Origin of the sequence: Planomicrobium soli (genome assembly GCF_003014655.1) — a bacterium.
Classification (GTDB): Bacteria; Bacillota; Bacilli; order Bacillales_A; family Planococcaceae; genus Planococcus; species Planococcus soli_B.
The window spans coordinates 333,599-354,849 of sequence record NZ_PYAT01000002.1; the positions used below are offsets into that span (position 1 = coordinate 333,599).

Consider the following 21,251-nt stretch of genomic DNA (forward strand, 5'->3'; position numbering starts at 1 on the left):
GGTTAAACATTTACTTCCTGCTCAATCTGCTCGTTGATGCGGCGGACAAAAGTGGCTTCCGGTGTTATCCCTTGCGCCTTTAATCCGGCGACAACCGCTCCCGCTACCGGAGCGATCTGAGTCGGCCGGAAGACGGCGTTCGGAAGCTCACCTTTCGTTAAATCTTTGAATATGCTGCTGAAAAGCGGCCAATCGGAAAATACGCCTCCCGCTAAAACAATTGTTGTCGGATGATCCGGTCTGAACAATTGCCGATGGCAGGTGTTTATGCTGCGAAGCATCTCCTCGCATGCACCGACCAAAATATCTTGTGCAACATGGTCCGAAGCAGCCGCTTCTTCCACTACCAATGGTGCAAGCGGTGCAATGACAGCACGGGCGTATTCCTGTCCATACACCAGGCTGATGATTTCCGTGGCTTTATCGACTTGGAAATGCTCTAATAGCCTGCCGGTCAATGAAGTGGCAGGGCCGCGCTGATCGTATTCCTTGAAAACCGCCCGCAGTGCCGCTTTTCCTACTGCAAATCCGCTTCCAGCTTCGTCAAATAAGAAGCCCCAACCGCCTGCCCGAACTTCTTTCTGCTGTTCATTGATCCCATAGGTAATAGCGCCGGTCCCTGAAATCTGAACGATGCCCGCTTCGCCGATTGTTCCGGAGTATAACGCATTGATCGCATCGTTTTGGACGATCAACATCGTCTCTTCCGGCAGATAGCCTCTGAGCAATTCGGCTACTTCCGACGTGCGCTGGCTTTCATCGACACCTGCAATTCCAGCGAAACAGATTGCGACCTGGTTGTATATTTCTTCGTTCTGTTGTTTCAATCCAAGCAATAAGTCTTTCATCACTTGTTCGAATCCCCGCTGCGATAATGTATTGGGATTGCTTCGACCAGTGGCCGCTTGCATGTAAATATTCCCTTTTTCATCCGCCACAATTCCAGACGTTCTTGTGCCTCCACCGTCGATCCCTAATACGTACATATTGCTGTTCCCACCTTTTTTTCATTCAATTGATTAGTTAGAGTGTTATTGAGATTCTATCATTATACTGGGTATCAATGGAATTTTAAATGCCTGCGCCCGGAGACTTTCCGGGGCAGGCTTTTAGTTTGGAATGGATTTTGAAGTTAAGAGCTGGGCATGCGCGCCTTTTCCTGCGGACGAACGCCCAAGCCCCCTTGCCCGTGCAAAAGCACGGGCTGCGGAGTCTCGATCATTCGTTATTCCCGGAGAGTGGCACGATTCCCATTTCATTTTTTTAAAATTTACCAATAAACTCAAGACAACAACGGAATTCGTTCCTGGTATTTTTTCACGAGTCCGTTGTTATGGTCGTCTGCTCCATCGATATTGCCGCTAAGAAAAATAGGCGGTTCTATCCCTTTGTCCGCCATCAGTTGGATCGCTTCCGCAAAAATGGCGTTCAGAATGACTGCACCGACGGCTGTGGAGGTCGGTCCAAATGGCACTTTCACTTTTTCGTAAGAAAGGATGGCATCCCCGCTCACCGAGTGATTGTCGATGACCAGGTCGACCGAGTTGAATAAATGTTTGCCGCTCGTATGGCGCGAAGGCTGGCTCTGTGAATATTCCAATGAAGTCAACCCGATCACATAAGCCCCTTTTTCACGCGCAAACTGGGCAACGTCGACCGGCACAGGATTGCGGCCCGATGTCGACAGCACGAACACCACGTCGTCCTCCCTGAAATCCTGTTCGGTTAAAAACCCTTCAGCATACTGGTTTTTCCGTTCCAGCTGCGAAGACGTTAAGGCGCCTTCATGCAGCATCAGCGGTTCCACAAAAATCGGCTTCATGGGAACCAAACCGCCTGCACGGTAAAACACTTCCTCGGTTAAAATATGCGAATGCCCGCAGCCGAACAATTGGATGATGCCGCCCTTTTGGATGGCTTCCGCCACTTTCCGGGCCGCCTCCAGCATATTGGTTTTTTCGCTCTTCTCCACTAACTCGATGCGCTCTTTTACTTGGTCGAAATAATCGTTCAGCATGCTATCAGCTCCTGCTTTTTAATTTTGCTTAGGTGCAGTTCTCATGTTATTGATCAGCGCCATCATGTTCTCAAGGGCTACGCTAATGATTTTTTCACCTTTTTCTTTTGTTGCCAGCTTTGCGTCTCCCAATACAGCTGAACGTGTAAATTCCTCCCAAGGGGTTGGCGTAACATCAGCGCTCGATGGAATAACCGGTATATCGGTTATCGCTTTCGACATATCAACAAATTCTTCCGCCAAATAAAGCATGTATGACGTTTCGATTTCACAAGCATGAAAATAACTTGCGTGCGCCGATTGCGTTTCCCTTACTTCATCTGTTATTTGCTTTACCCCAGGGTAAAACAAATAAAGCACTTTGAATTCCGGAATGTCACTGTAAAGCTTCCGCGCAGCTTCTTTTAAGGCAACAGCATTGCCCAAATGGCCATTGATCATCACGAACATACTGAACCCCTGTTGGTGCAGGGAAATCCCGATGTCCACCAGCAGACCAATCAGCGATTCATTGCTGACATTGATACTTCCAGGAAAGTTTTTCAAACTCCAGACTTGGCCATACGGCAAAGTCGGCAAAACGAACGCTCCCGTTTTCTCTGCGACTTTTGCCGCTAGCCTCTCTGCCAAGTAATTGTCTGTGCCCAGTGGAAGGTGCGGCCCGTGCGCTTCAACAGCGCCGATCGGCAAGATGGCCACTCCGCTTTTTTCAATTTTTCCTTTAACATCATATGAATTTTCGTTTTGGAAAATCAACACCTTCATCTCCTATCGATTGAACGTAAAGCAGCGAGCCGGATTTTCGACAAAAAACTTATGGACCAGTTTTTCGCCGTCAAACCCCTGCCGGTTTGCATCATCAATAAACCGCGGCACCCACTTGGCGATGATGTATTCCAGTCCCAGCCCATAATCGTAATGTTTATAGTAGGTTTTTCGGGCCGTGTCTCCACTGACTAAAACCTGGTTTTCAAATCCCCTTTTGACCAACTCCAAAATACAATGGATCCTTGTGCTTTCCGGCGCGTATTTGATTTTGGCGATGCCATCAAAACTTAGGTAAGCTCCAGTTTTAGCTACTTGTTCGTGATAATACGGATCCGGATTCCGGTCCATATGGCCAAAACTCATGTAGGAGAGATCGACTCCTTCGCTTTGCAGAAGTTCGATTTGTTCGAGTCCCATCGTCCCCGCTTCGGTATGGGAATGCAACGGCGCCTTTGTCTCCAGATGAGCTCTTGCTACTGCCCGCAGCGTTTTTTCTTCCAATGGCGTAATGCGGTTGTAGCCGGTCCCGAACTTCACTTGCCCTGCTTTATACGGCGTCCCTTCCAGCCCTTCCTCTACTTCTTTGATGACAAAATCGGTCAATTCGTTGATGCTTTTTGCTTCAATCCATTCACTGTATGTTCGGTAATCGCCTATGATCGGCTTCAGCTCTTCTTTGATAGTTGCGTCCCATAAAAAGCTTTTGTTGAATCCCGCCGTTCCGACAATATGGATATCCAGTTCTTCAGAAATTTCTTTGACTGTTTGGACATCCCGCCCGTAATCGATTGCGGTCGCATCTACAATCGATCGGCCGCCGTGATTTTTAAAATCCAACACATCCAGCTTTGATTTTTCTTTATCGTCCAGCAATAAATCATCCGCGTCCCTCTCTACCCAATAAGCTGGCCGGCAGACAATGTGTTCATGGGAATAAGTAAATCCCAATTCCTCCGGTTTGATGTCCCCCCGCAATGTTCGTATGAAACCCATAACTTGCCTCTCCTTTCACTCGTACATTTTCATAAACAAGGAAAAGAGGCGGAAAAGCGCCTCTTTATGCATTTATTATAGGAGTAGTTGAGCCAGCAAGCGGATGACAGGTCCGAGTATGAACATGTCGGAATCCGCCGCCCACATTGCCGTATCAGGAATAGTGCCCGCGAGCAGCATTTTTACCGCTATGAACTGGCCCCATGCCACAATGGTCGCTGTAATGAATCCGCCCATAATCGCACCGCGCACTCCACCGGTTAAATTTCCGAATACCCCGGCGGAAGCAGAATGGAAGAAAAGGACGATCATAGTCGGAACAAACACATAGCCTACCGAATTCCCTAGAATGACCAGCCAGATTAACGCCCCGACAAAAGCACCTAGAAATCCGAGAATTACGGCATTTGGCGCATATGGAAAGACAATCGGGTTATCTAGTGCGGGCCTTGCACCAGGAACAATTTTAGTTGCAATCCCTTTAAAGGCGGGAACAATTTCGCCGATAAACATGCGGACCCCTGTCAAAACAACAGCAATTCCTGCTGTAAAGGTAAATGACTGGATAATCGCATAAACGATGAAGTTCTGGTTTCCAGAGCTTGCCAGCAATTCTTGCGCTCCTGGCGTGTCTTTGAAAGAGATGATGATCGCTCCACATAGAAACAATAATCCCATCGTCAATGCCGTTATGACGTTGGAATCCCTCAGGAATTCCAATCCTTTTGGAAGATTGATTTTTTCGGAATCATTTTCTTTGTTTCCGTACAGTTTTCCTCCCCATGCAGAAAGAAGAGCAACAGAAGCGGAAGTATGCCCTAACGCTATATTGTCATTGCCGATGATTCTGCGCATAAACGGCTGTGTAAGTGCCGGCTGGACTGTCCAGTAAATCCCCATAATAATCGACAGGAACACGACCAGGCGCCAAAAAGAAACATCAGGAGAGGTGTGGACAGCGATACCGGCGAAAATGGTCGTTGTCCAAAACATCATATGGCCGGTCAAGTAAATATATTTTAGCTTGGTGAATCGTGCCAATAGAACATTGATCAGAAAACCTAACGTCATAGCCAACGTGACAGCGCTTCCATATTCTGTGTTAAACAGCTCCTGGCCCATATACTGCCCCAAGGTTTCCCCTTGAAGATTAAATACTTCTTTCCAGAGCGGTTCAAAAACGGTCAACGCGCCTACGATGATGGAAGCGCCGGCACTGATGATCAGAAAACCGATTATGGCCTTGAACGTTCCACTTATTCGCTGGCTGGCTGTCTTTTTTTGCAGCAGCAAACCGATTAAGACGATAATCCCTAATAAAATAGCGGGCGTTCCAAATACGTTATCCGCTAACCAAAAGATAATCTCCATTGTTATATCTCCTTTTCGTTTGTCCTGTCCTTCCGCCCATATCTACACGATCTTTTGGCGTTACTGCTCGATGTTTTGATCGATTGCTTCGTTTATTTCGTTCATATCGAAATAGTTATTTACGACAATGATTTTTCCGGCATGGCCCTGCAGACTTTCCGCCAGTTCGTTGCTTGTAAAGATGTAATCGGCATCCATGCTTGAAGCCGCTGAAACGTCAATGTGCTCAACATCCGCTGTTACTCCTTTTTCGCCAAGCGCTTGCTCCACGTTCATCCGCAGGATCAAACTTGTCCCTTGCCCTAGCCCGCATACACATAAAATTTTTAACATTATTCATTCCTCCTAATCATTTTTTGTATTTCTTCGTAGCTTGTGGCTGTTTTTAAATTTTCGACGTGGACCGGATTGCTCAGCAGCATGACCAGTTGCTTCATCATCGCCAGGTGTTCGTCACTTGAAGACGCACCCAAAGCAAAGACCAGTTGAACCGGATCATTTGCGGCGCTTCCGAAAGCGATCGGCTTTTGGAGCCTGACAAAAGATGCGGATGCTTCTTTGACTCCGTCTTCCGGCCGAGCGTGCGGCAAAGCAATTTGCGGCGCGAGAACAAAATAAGGTCCATTCTTCTGGTAAGATTCCAGCATGGCTTCCACATACCGAGGTTCCGTCAGCTCTTCCGAGACAAGCAGGCCACCTGCCACACGTATGGCCTCTTCCGGAGAATTCACCTCGACATCCAAAGCGATAAGGTTTTTCTCTAAAAACTTCATATCCATATTCCTTTCTATAGTTCATGTAGTCCATAGCTTAATGAAGATGGGTTTCAAGGAGTTGATAAATAGCTTCACGAGAACTTGCTCTAAGCAACTCGGCTTTAAGCTCTGTGTCATTCAGTATTTTCACCAATTGGCCGAGAGCTTTTAAATGGCTGTCCCCATCTATAGGGGCTAATACAACAATCACACGGACTTGATGCTTTTCCTCATCAGAAAATGGTACTTCTTGTTCGACGCGCAGCAAACTCATTCCGATTTTCTTTACACCGTCTTGGGGACGGGCATGGGGAATGGCCACTTTTGGAGAAATGACGATATAAGGCCCCATAGTGTTTACCGCGTCAATCATCGCCTGGACATATCCCTCTGTGATGAAATCCCCTTCTATCAACGGCAAAGCTGCCTGTCGGATGCTTTCCTTCCAGTCTCCGACCTGTTCCGCCGTTTGGATAAACTCTTTCTTTAATAAGTCTTTCAACTCGGGCTTCATGGCCTCAGCAATACTCTGCGGCTGATAAAAGTATTGCCGCAATTCCCTCTGTAAATTTTGCATATCTTTGATATCTGCATATTTGCGGACAATATCCAGTACGGCTTCTTCCGAATTGCGCGATTGGGGCGTTGCTTCCATCAAGGCATTCACTTTTTTAAGCAGGTTTTCTTTCTCTGTTTCCGCCAGGATCGGACTCACAACAATAACCGGCCGTTCTTTTTCAGCAATAGGAATGGTGGAAATAATAAAATCAGCGTGGATTTGAGTTTTTTCATAATCCCTTAACGACACACAGCCGATAATGTCGACTGTTGAAAACAACTCTTCAAGCTGATGCTGAAGCAAACGGGATGTGCCAACTCCAGACGTACAAACAAGAAGCGCCCTTTTTCGGTTAGCGGGTTTAGCGCCAGTTTTCTCCAGCCAACCGCCGAAATGAGCAGCAATCAGTGCAACTTCATTATCGTTGACCGGTTTTTCCGTCGCCTGCTCCAAGTGAACTGAAACCTTTTTACTGAGCTGAAAAATATCCGGGTATTTTTCCTTGATCGAATTGGTCATATGTTCCTCCGCTTCAATTCCGTAAAGAATCCGGTAATAAGCGGGTTTTACATGAAGCAGCAAATTAGCTTCAACTTCCTCGCGGTTTTCAAACAAGATGCAGGCGTATTTTTGGAAATCCGTCACCATATGCGAAACGACACGGGCAAGAATTTGTGAATCATGGCTGCTCCCGTTTTCAAGCCGGGACTCTGAAAACTGCACCCTGGAACTCAATAAGTGCTTGGTGATATAGAAAATCTCATCTTCCGGAAATTCCACTTCCAACAACACCGCCAACTTTTCACTCATTCTTTTCGCTGCGGCATATTCTTTTAAATCGCTCAGCACCTCTTTTTCAATAGCATCCACTTCAACTTTTTTGCCTTGGACAAGCCTTCTGCCGAACAGCAATAGACGGAAAGACAAGCTATGAAGAAATTCATCCGTAAACTGGACATTCAATTCCTGCTCGCTTTCGGCAACAATGCGCTCTACGGCCAGCATCTTCTCAAACCCCAAAAATTCCAGACTGTCGTTGTTGGACAAAATAGCAGGAAGCTGCGCCAGCAAGCTTTGCCAACTTTGCTTTGGCAATGCATGCTCCAGATAAAATACGAGCGCTTTCCTTTTGTCCTCTTCTTTGCCTTTCAACAAATAACCCGATTTCCGGTCGAACTCCAGCTCGAGATCAAATCGTTCCAGCTCTTTTTTCAACGCTTTTATGTCATTGATCGTAGTGTTCCTGCTGACACGCAGCTTCTCCATCAAATCTTCCAAATACATTGGTGTATTCCTGATCATCAAATAAATAGTCAGCCAGGCCTTCCGTTCTTTTCCGGAATACTCGTAATGCCAAGTTTTCAATACGCCAAGTTTCTCAGGAATATGAGTTGCCGCTTCTTTTCCCAAGTGAAAACCTGCAGATCTTACATGTTGCACAGCCGGCAGATTATTTTCTTTTAACCAGTCGTTTATCTTATCAATATCGTAATAAATGGTGCGCCGGGAAATATTAAATTTCTCTATTATCTCTTCAAGCGGAACATATCCCTGTGTCTGCGTCAGATAAGACAGTAATGCGTGACTCCGCTGATCCAATGCCATTTTCTGCTCACCTCTCTTCTATTTGAAAGTGCAAAGATAGATATCAGATAATTACAAAAGTTTTATTAATTTAAGTATAGCTTGGGTATATCAGAATGTGGAGGCCAAATGTTGTCTGCCTAATTATGCAAAATTGGACTTCAGCTTTGGATCTTATAATGGGAGATCAAATCCTTCTGGGTATGAGGTTGCAGTGGGTGGAAAAATTTTCTTCATGATGTTTCGATGTTCTTATATGAACTTTTTAGCTTTTAACATGACCTTCTGAAGCCGCTTCATGAACTTTCTCACTCCTTACATGCCAGATCAACTTTTCTACACAAACCGTCCTCGTTCCCCAATAAAAAACGCCCACTTCCCATTTCCGGAAAGTAGGCTGCCAATATTTTCTTCATAAACTTTTTCTATTCTTACATGAACTTTTAAGCTTTTAACATGAACTTCTAAAGCCGCTTCATGAACTTCCTCACTCCTTACATGCCAGATCAAGCTCACTTCCTGCACCGCTATAAATAAAAAACGCCAACCCCTATTACCAAGGAGTTGGCGCTTTCATGAAACCTGTATTATTGAGCGATGTTTTGAGAAACCAAAACTTCGTCTACTTTAGCCATAAGTGCATCTTCGTCAGAACCATCTGCAACGATTTGGATTTCTCCGCCCATTGCGATTCCAAGTGACATAACACCCATGATTGATTTCATGTTGACTTGCTTTTCTTTATACCCTAGTTTCACGTCTGCCGCGAATGGAGATACCGCTGCGACTAGTGCAGACGCTGGGCGTGCGTGAAGACCTTCAGGGCTTGTGATTTTGTAGCTTTTTTCTACCATGTTACATTCTCTCCTTTTGGTGGCTTCTTTCTAGTTAAACAGCCAATGTCTTTAGAATAGCATTGACCGCTTCTAAAAGTCTATTTTACAATCCTGATAATATTAAAAATTTGTCTGATGCGTGAACAATCCGAGTGGATTCTTAACCATTAAATCCAAAAGAGCTGAAGAAAATCCTTCAGCTCTTTCCAATCAACGCTGGATTTCACTGGTAAATTTATAGCGGTCGGCACGGTATGTGCTCCGTACCACTTCAAAAGGCACTCCGTTGCTTAGTTTACTCACACGCTCGATGACCAATACGGCAAACGGCGTTTCCACATGGAGCAATTCGGCATCTTCCCTTTTAGCCAGCGCCGCTTCCATTCGCTGGACGGCGCCGCTGATTTTCAGCTGCGCTGACCCTTCAACGTATGAATAAAGCGATCCTATCAACACTTCTCTCCCCAGTTCAGGGAAAAGCGTTACCGGCAAATATGTCCGTTCGATCGCCATCGGGATTTTATCCGCATATCGAATCCGCTCTACGAAGAAAATTTCGTCGCTTTCCTCAAGCTGCAATTCCTCGGCAATCACTTTATCCGGCTTTCTTTTTTCAAACTTCAACAATTCATTGCTTGGCTCCATGCCCCGCGACAACATGTCTTCTGTAAAACTGGTCATGCCGCTTAGAGGCTGTTCGACTTTCGCCGCAGCCACAAATGTGCCGCGCCCTTTTTCCCGATACAGCAAGCCTTCGTTCACCAGATTCGTAACTGATTGGCGAACGGTCATCCGGCTGACGCCGAACGTTTCTGTCAGTTCCCGTTCAGACGGAATAGCTGTACCAGGAAGAAATTCGCCTTCTGAAATCCGGCTTTTCAGCTGTTCTTCAATTTGCGCATAAATTGGAATTGGCGACTGTTTATCTACCACCTCAATCACCATCCTTTTATATCCACTAGTCCGTAAGCTTCCCGGTCCACCATAAGCGTAACGTTGTCATGGTTCCACAAAAACGAAGCCGGGAATTCTTTTGTCACTTTTTTCTCAAGCAACGTTTTCACCGCTTCCGCTTTGTTTTTGCCGGAAGCCAATAGAAGAATTTCCTTGCTTTTCAAGATGGAACGAATGCCCATCGTGATGGCATGGGTCGGCACTTCATCAATGGAGCCGAAAAAGCGCGCATTGTCTTCACGGGTAGAATCCGCCAATTGAACACAATGCGTTTCTTCATCTTCTGCAGTTCCCGGTTCATTAAAACCGATATGGCCGTTTGTGCCAAGCCCAAGTATTTGCAAGTCAATCGGTCCGATTGAATCAATCAACCGCTCATAACGAAGGCATTCCTCTTCCACCGAACCGGGCTTGCCGTTCGGCAAATGCCGGTTTGCTTCCGGAAGATCGATGTGCTTGAATAAATGTTCTTCCATAAATGTATGGTAGCTTCTTGGATGCGCCGGGTCCAGCCCTAAATATTCATCCAAGTTGATCGTTTGAACATACCGGTAAGACATGCCGCGTTTTTTGACGCCTTCGCTCATTTTCTGGTAAAGGCCGATTGGCGTCGAACCTGTCGCCAACCCTAAAACCGAAGCTTTTTTTTCTGCCAGCTGCTCCTCGACCCGCTTTGCTGCTTCTTTGCTCAAGGTGTCAAAGTTTTCATATACGTGGACGTTCATGACAACTCCTCCTTCGAATATGCGATGGTTCCTCTGCAGATGGTCAGTTGCACATTGAACTGTTCGTCGAGAATGGTGATATCCGCGTCTTTTCCTTTTTCAATGCTGCCTTTTTGCTCGAGCCTAAGTTCTTTCGCCGCATTAGCCGATGTCATTGCCACAAGTTCCGAAAGCGTGCAGCCGGTAAGTTCAGCCACATTCTTCACCGCTTCGTCCATCGTTAATATGCTGCCAGCCAGCGTCCCGTCCGAAAGCCGCGCGTCCTTTTCCGTGACCCGGACTTCCTGCCCCCCCAGGTCATACATACCCGGTTCAAGTCCTTTTGCCCGCATGGCGTCGGTGATAAGCATCATTCGGCCTGCTCCTTTTTGGCGGAAAGCGAGTTCCACTGATTTAGGATGGCTGTGAATGAAATCAGCGATCAGTTCCACTGTCAGTGCATTTTCCAACAAAGACGCGCCGACCACGCCTGGATTCCGGTGGTGGAGCGGGCTCATCTGGTTGTATAGATGCGTGACATGGCTCGCTCCCTTTTGCACCGCTTCCTGAACATTTTCAAATGTTGCGTCGGTATGTCCGATTGACGGAACAACTCCGCTTTTGGCTATAGCTTCGATAAAGTCCAGCCCGTTTTCCACTTCAGGGGCAACCGTCACCAGTTTGATGCGGTCGCCGCTTTTTTTCTGCCAACGGCTAAATTGCTCGATTGACGGCTCCGTTATGTGTTCAAGCGGCTGAGCGCCTGCCCTTTTTGTTGAGATGAACGGCCCTTCCAAATGAACGCCAAGCATTTCCGCCTGTCCTTCACTTGCTGCGAACCGGCTGGCATTTTGCAGCGCTTTGCTGATCGCGCTTTCTGACTGCGTCATGGTTGTCGCCAAAAAGCTTGTCGTCCCCTCTTTTGGCAAAGCTGCTGCTATTCCAGCCAGTGCTTCTTGAGTTGCGTCCATCGCATCAAAACCTGCCGCACCGTGGATATGCACATCAATGAACCCTGGAAGTGCGTTCCAATTTTTATTCGCGGCGTCAATATGAATGTCGGCATTTCGGTCAATTCTTGCCGCCACTTCAATAATCTTGCCATTTTCTATAAAAATATCACCAGTGAACGTGCCACTTGCAGCATCAACAATCGTTATCGCAGAAATTAAAATAGTGTTAGCCACGTTAGCCTCTCCTTTGGAAAACCAGGAAAATCACAAAGGATCTCCTGGTTTGTTTGTTGTTATTGAACCTTGATGATAGAGGTTGTGCCTTGGCGTTGATTGCCGGTTTTTAGAACATCAAGTTTTTGATCGGTCAAGTTAGTGAAAACAATCGGCGTTACGGTTGAAGGCGCATTTGCCCCGACAAAGTCCATATCAACTTTCAACAACGCATCACCACGCTCTACCAGCTGACCGTCTTCAACAAGCAAGTCGAATCCTTGGCCTTTTAAATTCACCGTATCCAAACCGAAATGGATCAGCACTTCAACGCCCGTATCCGTTACAAGTCCGATAGCATGCTTTGTCGGGAAGATGCTGACGATTTTCCCGTCAACCGGCGAATGGATCGTATTTCCTGATGGAACAATCGCAAACCCTGGACCCATCATGCCTTGGGCAAACACTTCATCCGGCACTTCAGAAAGCGGAATGATTTTCCCGTCGACCGGCATCACAAAATCCTCCGGCAAGATTTCTTTTTTCATCGGCAGTTCTTCTTTCGGAGCTGTTGCGTTAGAGTTGAAATCGATGTTCTGATCTAACGGTGGATTCCCGCTCGCAATTCTATTTTTCATGGCATCTGCCAAAAATTCAACTGCTGTTCCGATAACAACTTGAACATTCGTTTTGTTTATTTTCATCAAACCGCGAGCACCCGAGCGCTTCAATGCTTTTTCGTCTACCCGGTCCGCATCTTTCACCCTTAAGCGAAGGCGGGTTGTGCAGTAATCGACCGCTACGATATTATCGGTGCCGCCAAGCGCCGCAATCGTCTGGTAGGCTCTTGCATCTGTTTCATCTGTTCCGCTTGTTCCGTGCTCTGTGCTGTCTCCTTCTACCATATCTTCGTCTTCATCTTCGCGCCCTGGCGTCTTTAAATCCAGTTTGACGATCAGGAGATAGAAAATGGCAAAGTAGATGGCGCCGGTAAAGAGGCCCATCACCAGAAGCATCAGCGGATTTTCCGCAAGGCCGAAATTCAGCACATAGTCAATGGCACCGGCTGAGAATCCGAAACCATGGCGGATGTCAAAGGCAAACGCCACCATCATGGCAACTCCCGTAAGCAAAGCATGGACTACATATAAAACTGGGGACAAGAACATGAACGAGAATTCGATTGGTTCAGTGATTCCGGTTAGGAAAGACGTAAAAGCAATACTGACAAGCATTCCGCCGACAGCCGCTTTGCGCTCTTTTTTTGCTGCCATGTACATTGCAAGACAGGCTGCCGGAAGGCCGAACATCATAATCGGGAAGAAGCCCGAAAGGAATGGCCCCGCTGTCGGATCGCCTTTTAGGAAACGGTTGATTTCTCCGCGCACGACTTCGCCGCCCGCATCGGTAAATGTTCCAAAATCAAACCAGACGATGGTGTTGATCACATGGTGCAAGCCCGTCGGCAAAAGCAAACGGTTTAAAAAGCCATAAGCACCGACACCAAACATGCCGGCGTTTAAGATCCAGTCACCTGCTGCGTCAATGCCTTGTTGGATGGGCGGCCACGCATACCCCAAAAGGCCGGCTAAGACGGTCATAGTTGCTGCTGTGATAATGGGGACAAACCGCCTTCCTCCAAAAAACGCCAGCCAGGCGGGAAATTTCACGTTATAGAATTTGTTGTAAAGCAATCCGCCGACAATCCCCGAAAGAATTCCGGCAAATACCCCCATATTGATCGATTCGTTGATCGTCGCGATGGCCGCAGTCAAAACTAGATAAGCGATCGCGCCAGCAAGCGCTGCTCCACCGTTGCTGTCATGGGCAAGGCCGAATGCGATGCCGATGGCAAAAATGATTGCGAGGTTGTCGATGATTCCAGCTCCGGCTGCAGATAAAAACGGGATACCAAGCAAATCATCCTGGCCAAACCGTAAAAGCAAGGCCGCCGCAGGAAGAGTAGCAATCGGAAACATCAATGATTTTCCTATTCGTTGCAAAAAGTTGAACAAAGGACTTCCACTCCTTTTCATATATTTAAGTTCACTATAACTAAGACCTGTATAGTTGTCTATACCAATTTAACGTTTTTTTGAAAACCCTTACACTTGTTATCAAAAGTCTTTCCTATGTCCTTCTTAAATAAAAAAAGCTGAACAGCAAAGTTCAGCTTTTCTCCATACCAAACTATTCTTTTAACAACTCTTTTTCAGGTTTCGGATGATCGAATGGGCTGGATTAGCGTTACCGGAAGCTTTCCTTTGATTTCCGTTTTTCCCGCCAGCACTCTAGCTACTACATCTAAAGCAATCGGCGTAAATTCATACGTGCAAATCCGGCGGTTTGCTTCTGGAAATAAAGCCGCGTCGTAAGGTGCACGAGTGACAACAACGTCTACGGGTTTGCCGCTGTCCATCAAGTAGGCGACAAGTTTTTGCTGCTTTGGAACTTTGAAAGCATTCGATGTGAGCACTACGATGTGATCAGCGGTTTTTGCTTTATCTGCAAGGGCAGCTTCCGCTTCTTCATAACGCGATAAATCAACTTCAAAAGCTTGAACGTCCCCATGAATCCTTTTTAGTTTTTCTGCTAATGCAGAATTGGCAATATGTAAATCTTCAACTATGGCAGAATACTCGTCTGATGGATAAACCATAAGAACCTTATCCTCTGCTTGAATAGGCTTACCGTTTTCTCCGACTAATGTGATGCCATCCTGATAGATTGGTTTCATTTCTTCATAATGTGCTTGTGATCCAATAAAAGCTTCTATTCCATAGCTCTCTTCGATATTATCCCCAGACGCATTGCCGGAAATCATGCTTTCGATCCGCCCAGTCGATTGATCAATTTGCTGTTCTGGAATGTTGCCTTTTTCTACAGCATCTACTAATGCAAGGATAGCTTGTTCCTGTACGGCGTGACTATGCGATACCAATACTAAATCGACTCCAGCTTCCACCGCTTTCACACAGCCCTTTACCGTTCCAATACCGTTTATAATGGCATCCATCTCCATGCAATCTGTAACAATGACGCCATCAAATTCCAGCTCCTCCCGAAGCAGCCCCGTAATCACCGAGCGTGATAATGTAGCTGGCAGATTCGGTTCTTTTTCCAGTGCCGGAAAATAGACATGGGCGGTCATGACCGCATCTGCTCCAGCGGCGGCACCTGCCTTGAATGGCACAAGCTCCACTTCATGAAGCCTTTTTAAATCATGGGCGATGACTGGCAGATCACGATGGGAATCCACCGCGGTATCGCCATGTCCCGGAAAATGTTTCAGTGTCGACATAACGCCCGCTTTTTTCATTCCCCACATGAACTGTTTGGCCATTTCTGCGACGCTTTCAGCTTCTTCCCCAAAAGAGCGGACTCCGATAACTGGATTTTCGGGATTGTTGTTGATATCAGCAACAGGTGCCAGGTTCCAATTGATTCCCAATGCTTTGAGTTCTTTCCCTGTTAAGGCGCCTGCCTGGTAAGCATGCATTGGATTCTGGGTCGCGCCGAGCAGCATTGCACCGGGAATGGCTGTGGTTCCTTCACTGATTCTGCGTACGGTGCCGTTTTCCTGGTCAATACAAATGAGCAGCGGCGTCTTATAACCGGCTGCTTTCGCTTCCTTCTGCAGATTTCTGGTAAGTGCTAAAATTTCTGAAGTGGTTCCGATATTGCGGACAAACAATATGATGCCAGCAATATGATAAGTATGAATCAGGTGTTTAATTTCCTTGGATACAACCTTGCCATGGAACCCGGCAATAAATAAACGACCAACTTTCTTTTTTAGCGTCATCTTCATCCTCCTCAGATCTTCTAGCAAATTAGCCAGAATGGAATTGTCCAAGCGCAAACGCAGTCCGATCACCCAGCTGCCTTAGTGCCCTCCTACTTTTTTATTTGTTAAACCTATTATAAGTTGTTCCACCATTTCTTCAACTCCACTTTAATGATCCTGCTGGTATGTCTATAGCTTTCTCTAAAAAAGGCGGAAAAAGCAATCGCTGCTTTTTCCGCCTTTCTTCATTTAATCTTTATACGGATCCAACTCGTTGGCACCAGCCATACAGACGCCAATCGGCTTCAATACATGCAGCACCTCGATCGTTTCTTTATGGGCATCAAGCACTGTCTGAAGCTTCCGGTAAACGAACGGACTTTCGTCGGTGCCCGCTCCTCGCAGTTCGACGCCGTACGATTTGACGGCCCGGTACATTTGCTTTTCGGTGATTTGGCCGCCTGAACGCTGGCGGGTTTTCCAGTTCATCTTGCCGGCTGCCTGGGTACGGCTCATGATGCGGCCGGCCCCGTGCACGGTGCTGCTAAATGCGTTGGTCGTTGCTTCGGTGTCTTTTCCTTGGACAATAACGGAAATATCGCCCATGCTGCCGCCAATGAAGCCGAGCTGGCCAGCTGCTGATGGTGTCGCCCCTTTTCTGACAACAATGGTGTCTTCGCCGAAATGATTTTCTTTCCAGGCGAAATTGTGGTGGTTGTGGACTGAGAATACAGGCTCAGCGCCTAAAATCGACAGCACTTGGTCAGCCACGTAATCCCGGCCAGCGTATGCATAGCGGCCGGCCAGCGTCATCGCACGGTAATACATGTCGCCGACTTCCGAATCCAAATCGAGCAAGGTCGGCGCTTGTTCCATGCTTTCGCCCGGAGCTTTGCCGGAAAACTCGCGGCCGTTCGCCAAGTTCAAAAATCCGCTGGCTGTTTTATGGCCGAAGCCCCGGCTGCCGAAGTGATTCGCCACCCAGACTTCCTGCGTATCTTCGTCGATGAGCAGGTCGACATAGTGGTTGCCAGAACCGACTGTCCCAAGTTGCTCGATCGCCAGCTTTTTCAATTTGTCATGCTCTTGTTGGCCGATCTGTTGGTAAACGTTCCAATCGGGATCGTCAAACAACTCGTGGTCGACCCGTTCCTTGTTTTTGCGGCCAATGCCAAAGGAAATTTTTGCGTTGATGGCATCCATGATCTGCGGCAAATCCTTTTTAACGTCAGTGTATTTCAGGTTTGTTTTCACGGCTTTGTTGCCGCAAGCGATATCGTAGCCGACACCAGACGGCGAAATCTGGCGGTCGTAAACCACTACGCCTCCCACCGGCTGGCTATAGCCGTAATGGCCGTCCGCACACAGCACCCCTCCCAACACTTGGCCGGTATTTAAGCAGTTCTGGAATTGCCGCAATGTTTGTTCTTCGTGTTCACCAAAAATGGTCGTTTTCATCCTGTTCCTCCCAACAATTCTTACGAAACGTCTTTTACTATTCTTACGATTACCCTCGGAATGAGCATGGTAATCTCCCGTAAAATAACCCATGCTTCAATAATGACTTCCGGTATCCACGACCGGTCTTTCTTCTTTCGCCCTATTTCCATGTAAATCCCTCCGTTTCTTCTTCACTTGTTATTCCTTACGAAACTTTCCGCTAAAAGTTTCAACTGCCGGCAAAAATAAAAAGAGTTCAGCCCCTGGCTCGAAAGCCAGGGGCCGAACTCTTTTTTCCTTCCTTATTTTAATCCTTCAATAAACGGACCGTAATCGCGCGGAGTATGCTGGACCGAAATCCACTTCATCGTCGTGAATTCCTCCAACACCCAATCCCCGTTGAAACGGCCGAGCCCGGATTCTTTCTCGCCGCCAAACGGCACATGGGCTTCATCGTTGACCGGCTGGTCGTTGACGTGGATCATTCCTGTATAAACTTTATGCGCAAGCTTCGTGCCGCGTTCAATATTGGTGGAATGGATTGCCCCGCTCAAGCCATACGGGAAAGCATTGACCATATCTGCCGCTTCCTGGTCGCTGTCAAACGGAATCAATATAGCGACAGGCCCAAAGATTTCATTTTCGGCAATCGGCATGCTGTTTGTTCCGCCACCCAAAACGGTCGGCTGCAAAACATTGCCATCCCGCTCTCCGCCCAGAAGAACTTCTGCGCCTTGTTCGACACTTGCTTTGATGTCGTCCATAATGCGGTCAACTTGGCCGCTGTTGATAAGCGGCCCGACATGCGTATCTTGGTCGGCCGGGTTGCCATATTTCAGTTTCTTCGCCCGTTCGACAAACAACTTGGCAAATTCATCATAGCGGTCCTTGTGGACAAGGATTCGATTGGTCGCCATACAGATTTGCCCTTGATGGTAAAACTTACCGAAGAGCGCTGAATCGACTGCGTAATCAATATCGGCATCATCCAATACTAAAAAGGCATTATTGCCTCCAAGTTCCAAAGCGGTTTTCTTCAAGCTGCCGCCTGCCAGTTCGCCAATGTGCTTGCCGACCGGCGTTGAGCCGGTAAAAGAGATCAAGCGAGGAATCGGGTGTTTGACGATGTCGTCCCCGATTTCCGATCCGCGGCCGACAATGACATTCAGCAACCCTTTTGGCAAGCCCGCCGCTTCGAAAATGCTGGCGAAGATCAAGCCGCCTGTGACCGGCGTATCCGTCGCCGGCTTAATGACTACGCCGTTACCAGTCGCCAGTGCCGGAGCAACAGAGCGCATCGCCAAATGGAACGGGAAGTTCCAAGGACTGATAACGCCGATAACGCCAATCGGGTTGCGGTAGATGCGGTTTTCCTTTCCAGCTGTTTGCGACGGCAGGATTTTCCCTTCCATCTTAAACGGGAACGTCGCCACTTCTTTTACAACGTTCAAAGCCGCGCCGAATTCAGTCGCCGCTTTCATATACGTGCTGCCTGCTTCTTTGATCAGCCAGTCAATGATCAGTTCTTTGTTTTCGCTCATCACGTCTACAACTTTTTCCAAAACCGCGCGCTTGTTTTGTGGAAGTTCATTCACCCATTCCGCTTGCGCTTTTGCCGCAGCTTGATAAGCGCGATCCAAATCTTCTTTGTCCGCCGCTTGAATGGTAACGAGTTCCTCTCCTGAAAACGGATTCGTGTTTTTCATCATATTTTCGCTTGATCCATTTTGCCATTGTCCATCAAAATAAAGCTTTGTAAAGTCCGTGTTTATCATTCGGTAAACCTCTCCTTTTGGTCTGTATAAGTTGAACTAACAATCTTTCACTATTGATATTCCACAAAACAGCTGCGAAGCCATTGGGCGAAGTTTTTTCGGTCAATGGCTTTGCGACGAAGCGCGCAGCGATGCAGGAGCATATGTTTTTAATGCCGCAGGCGTCTCCGCTGTTTTGCTCCATATCTAATATAGCCCTGCAAAAACTGTTAGAGTTTCCTGGTTTCAATGAGCTTACCCAGCGCCGGCGCGTCCAGGGGCTAGACGGAGCTATGAGACGAGTGGTCTTCTCGGCTCATAGCGGGAGTCATGCCCAAAGCGCCCGAAGCGGTATATGAAATGATGATTCTTAAGTTCAACTTATCTAGCATTATTAGTTTGGCTGTTGCCGTGGCCGAATCAGGATTTCATTAACGTCTACATGCGCCGGCTGCTCTACCGCATAAACGATTGCCCGCGCAATATCTGTCGCTTGCAGGGGTTCCATGGCGCTTCTGCTTCTGAAATTAGAAAGAACGTCTTCGTCGGTTATCGTATTCCGAAGTTCAGTCTCAACCGCACCTGGAGAAACGATTGTTGCGCGGATATTCAGCTGAGGGTCGATTTCTTTCCTTAATCCCTCTGTGATGGCACGTACCGCAAACTTCGTTCCGCTGTAAACGGCGCTTCCCGGTGATACGACATGTCCTGCAACTGAGGCGACATTGATAATATGCCCTTCTTTTTGTTCTTCCATATGAGGAAGAACAGCCGCAATCCCATACAGGACCCCTTTAATATTCACATCAACCATCCGGTCCCATTCATCGATTTTCAATTTGTTCAAATAAGACAGCGGCATCAGCCCAGCATTGTTGACAAGAACATTGATCTGCCCGAAATGCTCAAGGGCCGCTTCTGCCAATGCTTTCATCTCAGCGGCAGAAGTCACGTCGGTCACTTTATACTCAGCCCGTCCGCCCGCTTTCTCGATTTCTTTTTTCAACTCGATCAAACGGTCTTCCCGCCGGGCCGCCAGCATGACGCCAAATCCTTTTTTCGCCATTTCTCTAGCCGTTGCTTGTCCAATTCCACTGCTCGCACCTGTAATGATTGCCGATTTCACTTTCTCCATCTACAGCCATCTCCATTTCTGTCAGTAGACTTTAAAAATTCATGCCACTCTTTCTGTACCCTTCTCTGAACGGGGCTAAAACTAAAGGGGATCCACTCAAAACTGATATGGGAGAACTATCCATATCCGTTGACCTTCTTTCTTCCTGAGTGTTACGCTTTGCTCGAGTGCTCCGTTCGTTTGTAAAAATTAATAAATTATTTGAGGAGGAATTGCATTGGTTCCAACAAAGCAAAAAGAAATCCATTTGGCGAACCGCCCGAAAGGCATGCCAACGAACGATGATTTTGAATTTGTCGAACAAGACATCCCTACACTTGAAGAAAACCAAGTTTTACTGCGCACGCTCTATCTATCGGTCGATCCGTATATGCGCGGACGCATGCAGGATGCCAAATCCTATATTGCGCCGTTTCAGCTGCATAAAGCGATTGTCGGCGGAGGAATAGCGGAAGTGGTCGAATCGCGATCAGAAAAATTCAAGCAAGGCGACATTGTCACCGGAAGCTTGAAATGGGCTGAATACAGCCGGATGAGCGACCAGAAAGTCCGTAAAATCGATCCAGCTTCAGCGCCTGTTACAACGCATCTGGGTATTCTCGGCATGACCGGGCTTACTGCCTATTTCGGCTTGCTTGATATCGGCAAACCGCAGCCTGGTGAAACGGTCGTCGTTTCCGGAGCAGCGGGCGCTGTCGGTTCGGCAGTTGGACAAATCGCAAAAATTAAAGGCACCCGCGTCGTCGGCATTGCCGGCAGCGACGAAAAAATCGCTTTCTTAAAAGAGGAACTCGGATTTGACGAAGCGGTCAATTATAAAAAAGAAACATTTGCCGAGGACTTGGCAAATGCTGTGCCAAACGGAGTTGATGTATATTTTGACAACGTCGGCGGTCCCGTCACCGATGAAGTGTTCAAGCTGTTGAACACGAATGCCCGCATTCCTTTATGCGGAGCAATTTCTTCTTATAATAAAGAAGAAGATCTCGGCCCTCGTCTTCAATCCTATATGATAAAAACGAGCGCATTGATGAAAGGCTTTACCGTCGGCAATTACGCGGCCGACTTTGAAAACGGTTCGAAACAACTTGCCGCTTGGCTCCAAGAAGGCAAACTGAAATACGAAGAAACGATTGTTGAAGGCTTCGACAAAACTCCGGATGCGTTTCTCGACCTTTTCAAAGGAACCAATATTGGCAAACTGCTCGTCAAAGTGGCTGACCCGGAATATGCCAAGTTATAACGAGATAAAAAAACCCGTCATTTTATGACGGGTTTTCTTCTCATATGATTTTGTTACAGGCTTTTTAGTAATTTCTTTTAAAGAAAGGAATTAGCGGTGATTTTTCTGAGTTTGGATTATAATGGAACATAACAAACCCATTCTTGGTCTATGTCACGAGTACACAAGTCTGAATCCACTTGGAG

At 47.2% G+C, this 21,251-nt stretch carries 19 protein-coding genes; 1 reads left to right on the top strand and 18 read right to left on the bottom strand.

The window, feature by feature from the left end; genetic code table 11:
* Positions 1-2 precede the first annotated feature (2 nt).
* From B0H99_RS03805 to B0H99_RS03885, 18 genes are all read right to left on the bottom strand, one after another.
* The gene (locus B0H99_RS03805) at positions 3-986 is read right to left on the bottom strand and encodes a BadF/BadG/BcrA/BcrD ATPase family protein (RefSeq protein WP_106532304.1); all 984 of its coding nucleotides are present in this window, start codon (positions 984-986) and stop codon (positions 3-5) included.
* 296 nt (positions 987-1,282) lie between these two features.
* Positions 1,283-2,017 carry an SIS domain-containing protein gene (locus B0H99_RS03810; RefSeq protein WP_106532305.1) on the bottom strand — a complete coding sequence of 245 codons (735 nt, stop codon included), beginning with the start codon at positions 2,015-2,017 and terminating at the stop codon, positions 1,283-1,285.
* Between the two features lie 18 nt (positions 2,018-2,035).
* Entirely contained in the window at positions 2,036-2,773 is a 738-nt protein-coding gene (locus B0H99_RS03815) for a creatininase family protein (protein WP_106532306.1), read from the bottom strand.
* 12 nt (positions 2,774-2,785) lie between these two features.
* Positions 2,786-3,778: a phosphotriesterase family protein gene (locus B0H99_RS03820; protein WP_106532307.1), complete on the bottom strand. Its 993-nt coding sequence runs from the start codon at positions 3,776-3,778 to the stop codon at positions 2,786-2,788.
* A gap of 75 nt (positions 3,779-3,853) precedes the next feature.
* Positions 3,854-5,149 carry a PTS ascorbate transporter subunit IIC gene (locus tag B0H99_RS03825; RefSeq protein WP_106532308.1) on the bottom strand — a complete coding sequence of 432 codons (1,296 nt, stop codon included), beginning with the start codon at positions 5,147-5,149 and terminating at the stop codon, positions 3,854-3,856.
* A 60-nt stretch (positions 5,150-5,209) separates the two neighbouring features.
* The gene (locus tag B0H99_RS03830; RefSeq protein WP_106532309.1) at positions 5,210-5,482 is read right to left on the bottom strand and encodes a PTS sugar transporter subunit IIB; all 273 of its coding nucleotides are present in this window, start codon (positions 5,480-5,482) and stop codon (positions 5,210-5,212) included.
* Positions 5,482-5,922 carry a PTS sugar transporter subunit IIA gene (locus B0H99_RS03835; RefSeq protein WP_106532310.1) on the bottom strand — a complete coding sequence of 147 codons (441 nt, stop codon included), beginning with the start codon at positions 5,920-5,922 and terminating at the stop codon, positions 5,482-5,484. The genes B0H99_RS03830 and B0H99_RS03835 overlap by 1 nt, the downstream gene beginning before the upstream one ends.
* A gap of 37 nt (positions 5,923-5,959) precedes the next feature.
* The gene (locus B0H99_RS03840; protein WP_106532311.1) at positions 5,960-8,068 is read right to left on the bottom strand and encodes a BglG family transcription antiterminator; all 2,109 of its coding nucleotides are present in this window, start codon (positions 8,066-8,068) and stop codon (positions 5,960-5,962) included.
* A gap of 566 nt (positions 8,069-8,634) precedes the next feature.
* Complete coding sequence (locus B0H99_RS03845; protein ID WP_106532312.1) at positions 8,635-8,901, bottom strand: HPr family phosphocarrier protein; 267 nt, start codon at positions 8,899-8,901, stop codon at positions 8,635-8,637.
* A 192-nt stretch (positions 8,902-9,093) separates the two neighbouring features.
* Positions 9,094-9,816, bottom strand: a complete 723-nt coding sequence (locus B0H99_RS03850) for a GntR family transcriptional regulator (RefSeq protein WP_106532376.1) — start codon at positions 9,814-9,816, stop codon at positions 9,094-9,096.
* 5 nt (positions 9,817-9,821) lie between these two features.
* Positions 9,822-10,562 carry a glucosamine-6-phosphate deaminase gene (gene nagB, locus B0H99_RS03855; protein WP_106532313.1) on the bottom strand — a complete coding sequence of 247 codons (741 nt, stop codon included), beginning with the start codon at positions 10,560-10,562 and terminating at the stop codon, positions 9,822-9,824.
* Complete coding sequence (gene nagA, locus B0H99_RS03860; protein WP_106532314.1) at positions 10,559-11,728, bottom strand: N-acetylglucosamine-6-phosphate deacetylase; 1,170 nt, start codon at positions 11,726-11,728, stop codon at positions 10,559-10,561. Before nagA ends, nagB begins: the two co-directional genes overlap by 4 nt.
* 59 nt (positions 11,729-11,787) lie before the next feature.
* Positions 11,788-13,722, bottom strand: coding sequence for an N-acetylglucosamine-specific PTS transporter subunit IIBC (gene nagE / locus B0H99_RS03865; RefSeq protein ID WP_106532315.1), 1,935 nt, complete (start codon positions 13,720-13,722; stop codon positions 11,788-11,790).
* A gap of 197 nt (positions 13,723-13,919) precedes the next feature.
* Entirely contained in the window at positions 13,920-15,512 is a 1,593-nt protein-coding gene (nagZ, locus tag B0H99_RS03870; protein ID WP_245894374.1) for a beta-N-acetylhexosaminidase, read from the bottom strand.
* A gap of 231 nt (positions 15,513-15,743) precedes the next feature.
* Positions 15,744-16,952 carry an RtcB family protein gene (locus tag B0H99_RS03875; RefSeq protein ID WP_106532316.1) on the bottom strand — a complete coding sequence of 403 codons (1,209 nt, stop codon included), beginning with the start codon at positions 16,950-16,952 and terminating at the stop codon, positions 15,744-15,746.
* Between the two features lie 20 nt (positions 16,953-16,972).
* Positions 16,973-17,104 carry a hypothetical protein gene (locus tag B0H99_RS18125; RefSeq protein WP_281258858.1) on the bottom strand — a complete coding sequence of 44 codons (132 nt, stop codon included), beginning with the start codon at positions 17,102-17,104 and terminating at the stop codon, positions 16,973-16,975.
* Positions 17,105-17,236: 132 nt separating this feature from the next.
* The gene (locus B0H99_RS03880) at positions 17,237-18,706 is read right to left on the bottom strand and encodes an aldehyde dehydrogenase family protein (RefSeq protein ID WP_106532378.1); all 1,470 of its coding nucleotides are present in this window, start codon (positions 18,704-18,706) and stop codon (positions 17,237-17,239) included.
* A gap of 376 nt (positions 18,707-19,082) precedes the next feature.
* The gene (locus B0H99_RS03885; RefSeq protein WP_106532317.1) at positions 19,083-19,823 is read right to left on the bottom strand and encodes an SDR family oxidoreductase; all 741 of its coding nucleotides are present in this window, start codon (positions 19,821-19,823) and stop codon (positions 19,083-19,085) included.
* A 217-nt stretch (positions 19,824-20,040) separates the two neighbouring features.
* On the opposite strand from B0H99_RS03885, the gene B0H99_RS03890 reads away from it, so the two are divergent.
* The gene (locus B0H99_RS03890) at positions 20,041-21,066 is read left to right on the top strand and encodes an NADP-dependent oxidoreductase (RefSeq protein ID WP_281258859.1); all 1,026 of its coding nucleotides are present in this window, start codon (positions 20,041-20,043) and stop codon (positions 21,064-21,066) included.
* The last annotated feature ends 185 nt before the right edge of the window (positions 21,067-21,251 follow it).